This is a genomic window from Actinomycetospora chiangmaiensis DSM 45062 (genome assembly GCF_000379625.1).
In the GTDB taxonomy this organism is placed as follows: domain Bacteria; phylum Actinomycetota; class Actinomycetes; order Mycobacteriales; family Pseudonocardiaceae; genus Actinomycetospora; species Actinomycetospora chiangmaiensis.
Map to the genome: position 1 here is coordinate 53,349 of NZ_KB903229.1, position 12,116 is coordinate 65,464.

Below are 12,116 nucleotides of genomic sequence, written 5' to 3' on the forward strand. Positions count from 1 at the left end.
GACAAGCGGTGGTAAAGTGCAAGCGCCATGGAGACGCGATCCGGCTGCCCCATCAACCAGGCGGTGGAGGCCTTCGGCGACCGCTGGAGCCTGCTGGTGCTCCGCGACATCACCTTCGGCGGCCGACGGCACTTCCGGGAGCTGCTGGCGGGGTCGCAGGAGGGGATCGCCTCGAACATCCTCGCCGACCGGCTGAAGCGGCTGGTCGAGGGCGGACTGCTCACCCGGGACGACCCCGGGCGCGGACGCCGGGCCACGTACAGCCTCACCGAGGCGGCGATCCAGCTCGTCCCGGTCTACGCCGTACTCGGCTCGTGGGGCCTGCGCCACCGGGAGACCTCGGAGCCGCTGCGCGTCCGCGCCGAGCTGCTGGAGGCGGGCGGCCCCGAACTCTGGGCGGCGTTCATGGCCGAGCTGCGGACGGTGCACCTCGGCGCTCCGGCGCCGGAGGGGCCGTCGGCCACGGAGCGGCTGGCGGCGGCCTACGCGGCGGCGGTGGCGGGTTCCTGACGTCCGACGTCAGCCGTGTGCCACCGCTGACACGATGGCACGGTGATCGAGACGCACGTCCACGACGCCGTGACCGAGCTGCGCATCGTCCGCCCGGAGCGGCGCAACGCCCTGGACACCGAGCACTGCCGTGACCTGCACGCCGCGCTGGACACCGCCATCGCAGGCGGCACCCGGGCGGTGGTGCTCACCGGCGAGGGCACCGCGTTCTGCTCCGGGGCCGACCTGCACACCGTCGGGGACGCCGGGTTCCTCGACGCGCTCTACGCGATGCTGCAGCGGCTGGTCGAGGTCGAGGTGCCCGTGGTCGCGGCCGTCCAGGGGCCGGCGATCGGGGCCGGCACGCAACTCGCCATCGCCGCCGATCTGCGCGTGTGCTCCCCGCAGGCGGTCTTCGGGCTCCCGACGGCGGCGCTCGGGCTCGCCGTCGACCCGTGGACCGTCCGGCGGCTGGCGCTGCTCGCCGGTGGCGGTCCGGCACGGCGGATGCTGCTGACCTGCGAGCGCCTCGACGTGACCGCCGCGGCGGGCCTCGTGGACCGGACCGCGGACGACCCGCGCACGGCGGCCCTGGCCTGGGCGGCCGAGGTCGCCGCCCTCGCCCCGCTCACGCTCGCCTACAACAAGCTCGCGGTGAACCGGCTGCTCGAGGACCCGACGGACCCGGTCACCCTCGACGCCGTCGCTGCCGGCTTCAGCGCCTGCTGGGCCAGCGAGGACCTCGCGGAGGGTCGCCGCGCCCGCGAGGAGAAGCGGACGCCGCGCTTCGTCGGCCGGTGAGCGTGGCCCACGGCTGACACCGGACGTCAGCCGTGTGCCACCGCTGACGTCAGGGTCGGCTACTCGCCCGGCCAGTTGGCCAACGTGTCGAGGTACTGCTGCCGCACGCCCTCGACCTTCTCGTCCAGGTCCTGCGGGTCCCACGACGAGACGTCGATCGGCGGCAGCACCGCGACCTGCACCACGCCCGGGTGGATGACCATGGCGTTGCGGCTCATCAGCTCACCGGTGTTGCGGAACACGAGCGGGATCACCGGCACGCCCGCCTGCATCGCGAGGTGGAACGCGCCCTTCTTGAACCGACCGGGACTCGGTGTGGCCGAGCGGGTGCCCTCGGGGGCGATCACCACCGAGACCCCGGAGCGCAGCCGCTCGACGGCGGGTTCGAGGGCCTTGCGGGCCTGCGCGTTGTCGGCGCGGTCGATGAACGCGGTCTCGAGCAGCCGCATCAGCGGCCCGAACAGCGGGTTGTTGGCCAGTTCCATCTTCGCCACCGGCGCGAAGTTGCCGCGCAGCAGGCCGCCGAGGACGAGCACGTCGAGCTGGCTCTGGTGGTTGAACAGGAAGACCGCGGGCTGGTTCTCCCAGATGTGGTGCCCGCCGACGACGTCGAGCGTGACCCCGGAGGCGAGCAGCGACAGGTCGCCGCCGAGCCCGATGCCCAGGTTGAGTCCCGCCCGGCGCGACCCGCCCAGCAGGCCCAGCCCGAGCCCCGTCACGAACCCGCCCATCATCCCGGCGTAGGTGCCGACGGTGCGGGCGACCTCGACCGGACCGGTCCACGGCCGGCCGGGGAAGTCGATGGTCGGCCAGCCGCGCTCGGCCGCGGCCCGGCGCAGGCCCGACGACGGGTTGACCGCGGTGGGGCGGCCGACGGTCGCGAGGAAGGGCACGTCCTCGTTGCCGTTGGAGTAGGCGAAGCTCTGGTCGAGGTCGACCTCGTGGGCGGCGGCGAACTCCTTCACCGCGGCGGCCTTGCCCTCGCCGTAGGGGCTGCGGCCGTCGGGCCGACCGGTGATCCGACCGTCCTCGCCCACCTCGACCGCGGTGTAGATGGTGTGGTCGACGCCCAGGGCCTCGGCGGCCGGCTGCACCTGGAACCGCGTCGCCGACGACGCGAGCACCACGGTGTGGCCCCGCTCCAGGTGGGCGCGCACCAGCCGCCACGCCTCCGGGTAGACCGACGGCCCGATCTCGTCGCGGAACAGCTGCCGGCCGAGCTTCTCCAGCTCCTCGGGGGTCCGCCCCACCCAGGTGCGCAGCGTGATGCCGAGGAACTTCCTGAAGTCCTCCTCGGTCTCCAGCGCCTGGCTGCCGGCGGCGGCGAGTGTGCGCACCGTCGTCGGCACGTCGATGTCGAGGTGGGTCAGGTGATGGCGCATGAACGCCACCACCGAGTAGCCCGCGATGACGGTGCCGTCGAAGTCGAAGAACGCGCCGACGGCCGGGCCCTCGGGGGCGTCGCGGACGTCGGCGAGCAGGGACTCGGGACTAGGGCCTGACACCGGTGCTCTCCTGTCGGTTGCGGGCATCGGTCTCGTCGATGCGGACGACCCGGCCGACCACGGCGCGGATCTCGTCGGCGAACTCCTGCCGACGGGTGGCGAGGGTCGCGAGGTCCTCGGGGGTCGGGTCGTCGGGCAGCGCCACGAGTCCCCGGTTCCCCGCCAGGCGCAGCGCCGACGCGAACAACTCGCGGGACAACGCCTCCGGGCCGTGCAGCCGGCCCTGCAGCAGGAGCTGGCGGCCGACGGCGAGGCAGTCGTCGAACAGCTCGTCGTCGACGACGGGGGTCGCCACGTCCCACGCCGCGAGGCGCTGCGCGAGCAGCCACTGGGCGTCGACGAAGGACCGCAGCACCCGGTGGGCGCAGAGGAACTTGCTCGCGAGCAGGATCTCCTTGGTGCGGGCGACGGGCCGGCCGACCTCGGTCCAGTGGGGGTCGATCAGCGTCAGCTCGTCGGCGAGCTCCGACCGGAAGGTCTCCTTGTCGGGGAAGAAGAACTCGTACTTGAGCAGGTCGCGCAGGGCGAGCGCGTGGGTGAAGCCGGCGGCCAGCGCCTCCCGACCGTCGTCGGCGTCGTCGACCTCGAGCACGGCGAGCTCGACGATGGCGCGGTTGACGAAGTGGTGGATCGCGGAGTTGCGGTAGAACGCCGCGACGATGTGGTGGCCGGGCTCGATCGAGAACACCGGCTCGGTGCCCTCGGTGTAGGCGGTGACCACCTTCTCCTGCCGCAGCGCGAGCAGCGCCTCCGCGACGCCGCCGTTGGTGCGCAGCGACTCGATGCCGGTGTGCGGCAGCTTGCGGGCCTCGACGTAGTCGAGCACCGGCTCCACGACGCGGCGCACCTGGGAGAGGGTGAGCGCCCGGTCGCGGACCCCGAGCAGCGCCAGGGCCGCCATCGCGATCGGCGTGACCGGCGTGACCCGGTTGATCCGCACGAAGACCTCGAACGCGGTCTTCTGCAGGGCGAGCCGGCGGGCGGGGGAGTCGCCGGTGTCGGGGTCGAGCTCGTCGGGGTGGCGCTCCAGCGGCGGGTCGCCCGCGGCCGAGAGCGCCTGTCGCAGCGAGAGCGGCTCGCCGAAGGCCACGTGCAGCGACCCGACGCGGCGGCGCTGCGCCCGCGCGTAGCCCGCCAGCCAGCGCAGGCCCTCCGGGGTCTTGGTGCCGCCCGACTGCTCGACGGCCATCTGGTGCACCTCCTGCAGCTGGTCGTGCGTGATGGACACGGGGACCAGGAACACGTCGGAGGTGCGGCGGGTCTCCACCGCGTGGGCGACGTCGGAGAGCAGGCCGTACTTCGGCGGGCGCAGCTTGCCGGTGCGGGTGCGGCCGCCCTCCATGTACCACTCGAGGTTGAAGCGCTTCGCCGCGAGCCAGGAGAAGTACTCGCGGACCATCGCCTTGTAGGTCGAGTCCCCGCCGAAGCTGCGGCGGATGAAGATGATCCCGCTGCGCCGGGCCAGCGACTCGAGGCCCCAGATGCGCAGGTTGTTCCCGCCCAGCACGTGGTTGCGCGGGAAGTCGTTCTCCCGCAGCACCTCCGCGAGCACGAACGGGTCGGTGTAGGAGCGGTGTGAGGGCAGGAAGACCAGGGCGTGCTCCGCGTTGAGGGCGCGCAACGGCTCCAGCCCGCTGGTGTCGGCGTGCACCTCCCACGCCCGCTCGTGCATCGGGCGCAGCACGCCGGAGAACATGTCGACCGCGGTCGGGTCCATCGCGGCGACGAGACCCTGCAGGTGCTTCTCGGCCTCGGCGGCGACCTCGGCCTCCGGCCGGCCGGTCTCGGCGGCCACGCGCCGGACCTCCCGGGCGAAGTGGGCGCCGCCGACGATCTGGTCGGCGACCTCCCGCGGCACCTTCGACCGGTTGCCCAGCACACTGCGCTCGGCGCGGTCGAGCGCCAGGTTGGCCTGCTGGGTGACGAAGCGGACGAAGTCCTCGGTGCCCGTGCTCATCCGCTCGCGGCGGTGCCGCACGAGCAGCTCGCGCACCGTGGCGGGCCGCCCCACCACCACGCGGTGCCGCTGGCGGTCGGCGCGCTCCTGCTGGGCGCGGGCGGCCCGGGCGCGGTCGCGCAGCTTGGACCGGCGGGTGACGGCGTCGAGGACGCGCAGCAGCGGCTTGGTCGGCGCGGCCTCGCTGCCCGGCTGCCACACCAGGCGGACCGGCACGAGCAGCGGGTTGTCCCCCCGGGTGAGGCGGGCGGCGAGCTCCCCGCCCTCGGCCGGCACGGTCTCCACCGCGCGCCCGTTGTCCGGCCGGTTCGCCACGAGCCAACGGTCGATCAGCCGTCGTTCGAGCACGCTCGGGGCGTCGACGAGGACCACGAGCTGCCGGTCCCCGGAGTCGGGGAGGGCGGTGGGATCGGGACGTGCCCTGCCCACCGGCCCCGCTCCGTCGTCGGGAACGGGGAAGGCGGCGGAGACCGGATCAGCTCCCACGAGGTGCTCCTCCCGCGCCGAACGCCACGCCGGCCGGGACGGGGGCGGCGCGGGTGCGCTCACCCTACCCGGCCCGCCGGGCAGGGCCGTTCGTCACGCGTCGTGGTTCGGATGCAGGGGTACGCATCGTTCGACCCACCGTTCACGGCGAGGAGAGACGACGTGCGAGCAGTACAGGTGCCCCAGGCCGGCGGCGAGTTCGAGCTGGTGGAGCGCGACCTGCCCGAGCCGGGCGAGGGCGAGGTCCGCGTGACGGTGCAGGCCTGTGGGGTCTGCCACTCGGACATGTTCGCCAAGGAGGGCGCGATGGGGGACGCGACGCCGTTCCCGATCGTGCCGGGCCACGAGATCGTGGGCGTCGTCGACGTCCTGGGCGAGAACGTGCGGGGGGACTGGAAGCCGGGTGACCGCGTCGGCGTGGGCTGGTTCGGCGGTGCCTGCTACCACTGCGAGTCCTGCCGCCGGGGCGACTTCATCACGTGCGCCAACGGCCGGATCCCGGGCGTGACCTTCGACGGGGGGTACGCCGACGCCGTCGTCGTCCCCGCCGACGCGCTGGCCCGCGTGCCCGAGGAGCTCTCCGCCGAGGAGGCCGCCCCGCTGCTGTGCGCGGGCGTCACGACCTACCACGCGCTGCGCTCCAGCGTGGTCCGTCCCGGCGACCGCGTCGCCGTCCTGGGCGTCGGCGGCCTCGGCCACCTCGCGATCCAGTTCGCTGCGCGGATGGGCTGCGAGGTCGTCGCGATCTCGCGGGGGACCGCCAAGGCCGACCTCGCGAAGCAGCTCGGCGCGCACGAGCACATCGACTCCCAGACGACCGACCCGGGCGAGGCCCTCGCGGGGATGGGCGGCGCGACCGTCATCATCGCGACCGCCACCGACGGCGGAGCGATCTCCGCCCTCGTGCCGGGCCTCGCGCCGCGCGGCCAGCTCATCGTCGTCGGTGCCGCGGAGACGCCGCTGACCCTCGAGGCGATGTCGCTCATCGGGCCGGCCACCCAGGTGGCGGGGCATCCCTCGGGGACGTCGAAGGACTCCGAGGACACCCTGAACTTCTCCCGCATCACCGGCGTCCGCCCGATGATCGAGACGATGCCGCTGGAGCGGGCCGCCGAGGCCTACGAGAAGATGATGGCGAACGACGCGCGCTTCCGGATGGTGCTCACCACCGGGAACTAGCCGAACCGCTGCAGGGCGCGGGTGAACGCCCAGGGCGCCTGGGTGATCCCGCTGCAGTGGTCGGCCTCGGTCGCGGTGCCGGGACAGCCGCCGTTGTCCCGGAGCAGCGACCAGGCGCCGACGTAGCCGTACCCGCGGGCGCGGGCACCGTCGACCACGGTGGCCCCGTCCGCGAGCGTCGTCGTGGCCGCGGTGTCGTTGCGCCCGATCATGAGCGTCACGCCGACCCGTCGGGCGACGTCGGCCGGGTCGCTGCCCGGCCAGAGCCGCTGCAGAGCGGCCAGCGAGAGGTCGGCGGCGTCGAGCATCGACTCCCCCCAGCCGCCGCGCTGCTCGAAGTTCATGACCATGAGGTTGATCCGCGCGGCGACGCCCCGGGACGACACGGTCCCGACGAGATCCCGGGCGTCGTCGGTCATCCCGGCGTCCGCGCTCTCGACCTGCACGGTCAGCGTGATCCGGGTGCCGCGCGCCGTCTGCAGGAGCTTCAGCGCGTCGGCGACCCGTGCGGTCGACACGGCACGGCCCTTGTCGGTCTCGATGTCCACGTCGAGGTGATCGGTCCCGACGACGTCGAGCGCCTGCCCGTACGCCCGTGCGAGCGACGCCGCGTCCGGGCACCGGGTCTCGAGGTAGTCGCCCGCGGCGCCGCCCGAGGACACGGTCACCGTGCCGCCGCGGGCCTTCAGCCCGGCGATCGACCCCTGCACGGCGGGGTCGGTCAGCGGGGTGGTGCCGCCCCACGTCGGGGTGCATCCCGCGCCCGCGAGGACGAAGCCGAGGACGACGTCGCGCTGTCCGGACGCGTCGGCGACCGCGCCGAGATCGGGCAGCGGCGGTGTCGTCAGGTCGACGTAGGGCGCGACCCGCACCGTCGGCAGCGGTCCGTCGGGGGCGCGCGGCCCGGGTCGGGTCGGGGCACCGGCCGCCGGAGCCGCGGCGGCGGGGGAACTCTGCGCCGTGCGGATCGGGGAGGGCACCACGGCGAGCACGACCAGCAGCACGGTCAGCGACGCGCCCGCGAGGGCCGCGCGCAGGACGACGATCACGCGTTCTGCAGTGTCACGGGCTTCTGCTGCTGTTCGGGCTGCTTCGGGGGCACCGGCTTCTCGACGCCGGCCCCCGACGGCGCGGGCTGCGCCGGCCGGGCGGGCGCGACCGGGGCGGGCGCGACGGGCACCGGGGCGACCGTGCGGGGCGCCGTGGTGCGTGGGACGGCCTTCTTCGCCGACGTAGCCGGCTTCTTCACCGGCGCCTTCGTCGTCGTCGCGTCGGCCGGGGTGGCCACGATCGGACTCGGCACGACGGGGGCCGGTACCGCCGGGGCGGGCGCCAGGGAGGCGCCGCTGGCCACCGGGGTCGGCCCGACGGCGACGGGACCGGTCGACCCGGCGAGCGCTCCGGTGACGACGACGCCCACGTAGCCCGCCGCGACCGTGGCGACGGCCGCGGCCAGCCCCTTGACGCGGCGCGCGCGACGACCGCTGCCGTCGACGAACACCGGGCCGGCCTTCGCCCGGTCACCGGGCGAGTTCGGGATGAGCGTGGTCGTGGCGCGCGCGGCGATGTCGTCGGAGGAGCTGCGCCCGGCCGAGGTGGCCCGGACGTCCCCGGGGCTGCTGCGGCGCGTCGGAGCGGGCACGGCGGTGGTCCGGGTGACCGGCTCGGGCGGGCGCCCGGGCGTCACGACGGGGCGGGGGGTCAGCACGGTGCGCGGGGCGGGCACGGCGACGGTGGCGGCGGACATGCCGCGTGGTGACGTGAGGTCGCCCGGCAGCCTCCGATCGGAGGAATCGAGCACCGTATAGCGGCGTGCGGAGCCGTCCGTCGCGCGGTGATTCGCCATCGTTCGTTCCCTGCCGTCCCCGATCGGTGATCGATGCCCGTCCGGGCATCACCCGTCCGAGGTATCGGGGAGCAGGATGGCACCGTTACCTCCCGGTGACCAATCCGTTCCCGCGGCCCTGTGATGGAGGCGATAGGAGCCTGAGCCGGGAACGAGAACGGCCCCGGCTCTCCTGGGAGAACCGGGGCCGAACCGTGTGTGTCGGGGTGGCGGGATTCGAACCCACGACCTCCTCGTCCCGAACGAGGCGCGCTACCAAGCTGCGCCACACCCCGAGCGTGTCGCTCTGTGGACGAGCCTACCTGGTGGGTCCGACGGGACGGGACGGGGGCCGGGTGTCACCGCCCACGCCCGCCGCCGCCGGGGTGCCCCGTCCGGCGACCTCGTGGGTGGGGACCAGTTCGAGCAGTGTGGCCTCGGGGCGGCACCAGAACCGGGCGGGCGCCCAGGGGGACGTGCCGAGTCCGGCGGAGACGTGCAGCCGCGTGTGGGCGCCCCAGCGCGACGGTCCCTTCACCCGGCTCCGGTCGATTCCGCAGTTGGTCACCAGCGCCCCGTACCCGGGCAGGCACAGCTGGCCGCCGTGGGTGTGGCCCGCGAGCACGAGGTCGTACCCGTCGGTGGCGAACCCGTCGAGCACCCGCGGTTCGGGGGAGTGGGTGAGGCCCAGCCGCAGGACGGGCGCCGCGCCTGCCTCGGTCCCGTCGTCGGGGTCGGTCCCACGGCCGGTCGCGGCGTCGGGCCCGGCACCGGTCCCGGCTCCTGCGCCGGGCTCGGGCGAGCGCAGCGAGGCGGGCTCGAGGGGCCCGGCGATGCGGTCGTAGTCGTCGCGGCCGATGTGGGGGTCGTCGACCCCCGCGACCGCGATGCGCTGGCCCGCGACGGTCAGCTCGAGCCGGGTGTGGGTGGCGTCCCGCCAACCGCGCTCGACGAACACGGCCCGCAGGTCCCGCCACGGCAGCTCCGGGCCGAGGACGCGGTGCCCCGGCCGGATCAGGTAGTCGGCCGGGTTCTTCGGTCGCGGGCCGTGGTAGTCGTTGCTGCCGAACACGAACACCCCGGGCCGGTCGAGCAGCCGGCCCAGGGCCCGGAGCACCACCGGCACGCCGCGCGGGTGCGACAGGTTGTCGCCGGTGTCGACGACGAGGTCGGGTTCCAGGTCGGCGAGGCCGGCGACGAAGCGCTCCTCGAGCCGCTGTCCGGGCCGCAGGTGCAGGTCGGAGACGTGCAGCACCCGGACGGGCCGCGCACCGGGCGCGAGCACCGGCAGCCTGGCGTGGCGCAGCGCGAACCAGTGCCGCTCCACCACCGAGGCGTACCCGAACCCGAGCGCGCCGGCGGCCGCCGCCCCCAGGGTGACCCGACCTGCCGTCCGGAAGCCGCCGTGGTGCGCCACCCGAACCTCCGTGTCTCAGCGCCCGGGTGCCGTTCCGAGCGCCGGGGCCGCCACGGCACCGGGTGGCGGGGGCGGCGCGGGGACGGAGCCGCTGGCGACCTGCAGCGTGACGGCCTGGTCGGGCAGCGCCGACCCGCGCGGGGACTGTCCGACCACGGTACCGGCGGGGGCGCGGTTCGCGACCGGACTGCGCACGACCGTGAACCCGGCGTCGCGCAGCGTCTGCTCGGCCTGGTCGACCTGCTGCCCGGTGACCTCGGGGATCTGCGCGTTGGTGCCGCCCTGCACGTACCGGGGGTCCGTCGGCGGCAGCGGCTGCACCGGCGTCGCCGCGACCACCGGGGTCATCGCCTTGTACCAGGTCCGGGCCGGCGTCTTGCCGCCGAAGATGTTGCCGTTCGAGCAGGCGAAGGGCGGTGAGTCGCCGCCGCCGTCGCACAGCGGGCGGGGCGACGACGAGTCGTCGAAGGTGATCACCGCGCCGGAGATGCCCGGCGTGAACCCGAGGAACGCGGCCGACTTGTTCTGCTGCGTGGTCCCGGTCTTGCCCGACATCGGCCGGGTCCAGCCGTTCGCGGCCGCGGCCGCCGCCGAGGTGCCGCCCGGCTGGTCGTCCTTGCTCAGGCCGTTCATCAGCGTGTCGGCGAGCGTCGGCGGCACGACCTGCTCGCACGGCTGCTCCGAGACCGGCACCGCCGCACCGTCGGGCGCGGTGACCCCCACGATCGGCGTCGGTGGGCACCACGTCCCGCGCGAGGCGAGGGTGGCCCCGACGTTGGAGAGCTCCAGCACGCTGGTCGGGGTGACGCCCAGGGTGAACGACCCCTGGTTCTGCTCCTTCGCGATCTCCGCGATCGACTTGCCGCCGTTGCCCTGGGGGTCGGCGAGCGAGCGCATCCCGAGCTTCACCGCCATGTCGACCACCGGCGCCACGCCGGTGTACTCCATGAGCTTCACGAACCCGGTGTTCGGCGACTGGGCGAGGGCGTCGGTCATGGAGAGCACGGGCGCGTAGGACCCGGCGTTGCTGACCGGGAAGGGGTTGCCCTGACCGTCGCGGTAGATCGGGGACGCGTACCCGTTGGGCGGGATCTGCATCTGGTAGTCGATGCCGAGGCCCTTGTCGAGGGCGGTCGCGGCCGTGAACACCTTGTAGACCGACCCGGCTCCCAGGTTCACCGGCTCCCACGGCAGGCCGTAGCTGGTCTCCAGCGCGCCGCCGTCGACGCCGAACACCCGGTTCGCGCCCATGGCGAGGACCTCGTGCCGGCCCTGCCCCGGACCCACGGCGGCCATCACGTCGGCGACGTTGCGCTGCCGCGCGGGGACCTCGGCGCGCAGCGCGGCCACCATCGACGTGAGCGCGGACCGGTCGAGCGTCGTGCGGATCGTGTAGCCGCCGCGGTTCAGCTGCTCGGCGGAGAGGCCCGCCTGACCGAGGTAGTCCACGACGTACTTGCAGAAGAACGCGGCGTCCCCGGCCCCGATGCAGCCGTTGGCGGGCGGGGCGGCGTTGGTGACGCCCAGCGGCGTCGCGATCGCCTCCTGCGCCTGCTGCGGGGTGATCATCCCCTGCAGCTGCATCTGGTTGATGACCTCGTTGCGCCGGCCCGTCGCGGCCTGCGGGTGCGCGACCGGGTCGAACTGCGCGGTCGACTGCACCATCCCGGCGAGCAACGCCGCCTGCGGGATCGTCAGCTTGTCCGGCGTGGTGTTGAAGTAGGTGCGCGCCGCGGCGCCCACGCCGTAGGAGTTGTTCCCGAGGAACACGATGTTGAGGTAGCGCTGGAGGATCTCGTCCTTGGCCTGGCGCTTGGTGGTGCCCTCGGCGAGCTGGCGCTCGACCTGCAGGGCGACCCGGACCTCGCGCACCTTGCGGGCGTAGGTGGCCTCGGTGGCCTTGAGCCGCTCGGAGGCGGTCCGCGCGGTGACGTAGAGCTGGTAGTTCTTGATGTACTGCTGGGTCAGCGTCGACGCGCCCTGCTGGGTGGAGCCGGAGGACTGGTTCGTCACCAGCGCGCGCAGCGTCCCCGTCCAGTCCACGCCGTCGTGCTCGTAGAACCGGCGGTCCTCGATCGCGACGATGGCCGCCCGCATCGTCGGGGAGATCTGCTCCAGCGGCGTGTTCTGCCGGTTCTGGTCGTACAGGTAGGCGATCGGGGCGCCCTGCCGGTCGGTGACGGTGGTGACCAGCGGCAGCTGCCCGGCCGCGAGGTCCGACGACGTCGCACTGACGGTGTCGCTCGCGTCGTTCGAGAGGAGCCCGACGCCGCCCACGAGCGGGAACGTGATCCCGGCGAGGATCAGCCCGGCGACGAGGCACAGCCCGAGCAGTCGGGCGATCGGGCGCGCCGCGATCCGACGACGTCCGCCGCCGCCCTCGTCGTCACCCGTGTCGCGTTCGGTTCCTCCGGTCATCGCCGTCCAGGTTACGGGGCGAGTGGTGTGGTTCGTGCT

The 12,116-nt window shown here is 74.2% G+C and carries 9 protein-coding genes and 1 tRNA gene; 3 read left to right on the top strand and 7 right to left on the bottom strand.

Features of this window, described 5'->3' with window-relative positions; translation table 11 throughout:
- Positions 1-27 precede the first annotated feature (27 nt).
- Together A3CO_RS0113605 and A3CO_RS0113610 are read left to right on the top strand one after the other, a co-directional pair.
- Entirely contained in the window at positions 28-510 is a 483-nt protein-coding gene (locus A3CO_RS0113605; protein ID WP_018332797.1) for a winged helix-turn-helix transcriptional regulator, read from the top strand.
- A 42-nt stretch (positions 511-552) separates the two neighbouring features.
- Positions 553-1,290: an enoyl-CoA hydratase gene (locus A3CO_RS0113610; RefSeq protein ID WP_018332798.1), complete on the top strand. Its 738-nt coding sequence runs from the start codon at positions 553-555 to the stop codon at positions 1,288-1,290.
- A 59-nt stretch (positions 1,291-1,349) separates the two neighbouring features.
- Here the strand turns inward: A3CO_RS0113610 and A3CO_RS0113615 are convergent, their stop codons facing one another.
- Together A3CO_RS0113615 and A3CO_RS0113620 are read right to left on the bottom strand one after the other, a co-directional pair.
- Positions 1,350-2,795 carry an HAD-IB family hydrolase gene (locus A3CO_RS0113615; protein ID WP_018332799.1) on the bottom strand — a complete coding sequence of 482 codons (1,446 nt, stop codon included), beginning with the start codon at positions 2,793-2,795 and terminating at the stop codon, positions 1,350-1,352.
- Entirely contained in the window at positions 2,782-5,238 is a 2,457-nt protein-coding gene (locus A3CO_RS0113620) for a glycerol-3-phosphate 1-O-acyltransferase (protein WP_211214476.1), read from the bottom strand. The genes A3CO_RS0113615 and A3CO_RS0113620 overlap by 14 nt, the downstream gene beginning before the upstream one ends.
- 162 nt (positions 5,239-5,400) lie before the next feature.
- Here A3CO_RS0113620 and A3CO_RS0113625 point away from each other — a divergent pair, with 162 nt between their 5' ends.
- On the top strand, positions 5,401-6,417 hold the full coding sequence (locus A3CO_RS0113625; protein WP_033414409.1) for an alcohol dehydrogenase: 1,017 nt from the start codon (positions 5,401-5,403) through the stop codon (positions 6,415-6,417).
- Here the strand turns inward: A3CO_RS0113625 and A3CO_RS0113630 are convergent.
- The 5 genes from A3CO_RS0113630 to A3CO_RS0113650 form a co-directional block, all read right to left on the bottom strand.
- The gene (locus A3CO_RS0113630; protein ID WP_018332802.1) at positions 6,414-7,466 is read right to left on the bottom strand and encodes a glycoside hydrolase family 18 protein; all 1,053 of its coding nucleotides are present in this window, start codon (positions 7,464-7,466) and stop codon (positions 6,414-6,416) included. The two genes, A3CO_RS0113625 and A3CO_RS0113630, sit on opposite strands and share 4 nt — an antisense overlap.
- Entirely contained in the window at positions 7,463-8,164 is a 702-nt protein-coding gene (locus A3CO_RS0113635; RefSeq protein WP_018332803.1) for a hypothetical protein, read from the bottom strand. The genes A3CO_RS0113630 and A3CO_RS0113635 overlap by 4 nt, the downstream gene beginning before the upstream one ends.
- Positions 8,165-8,464: 300 nt before the next feature.
- A tRNA-Pro gene (locus A3CO_RS0113640) sits at positions 8,465-8,538 on the bottom strand.
- Positions 8,539-8,561: 23 nt separating this feature from the next.
- Complete coding sequence (locus A3CO_RS35835; RefSeq protein ID WP_018332804.1) at positions 8,562-9,659, bottom strand: metallophosphoesterase; 1,098 nt, start codon at positions 9,657-9,659, stop codon at positions 8,562-8,564.
- Between the two features lie 15 nt (positions 9,660-9,674).
- On the bottom strand, positions 9,675-12,077 hold the full coding sequence (locus tag A3CO_RS0113650) for a penicillin-binding protein (RefSeq protein WP_018332805.1): 2,403 nt from the start codon (positions 12,075-12,077) through the stop codon (positions 9,675-9,677).
- Positions 12,078-12,116: the final 39 nt, after the last annotated feature.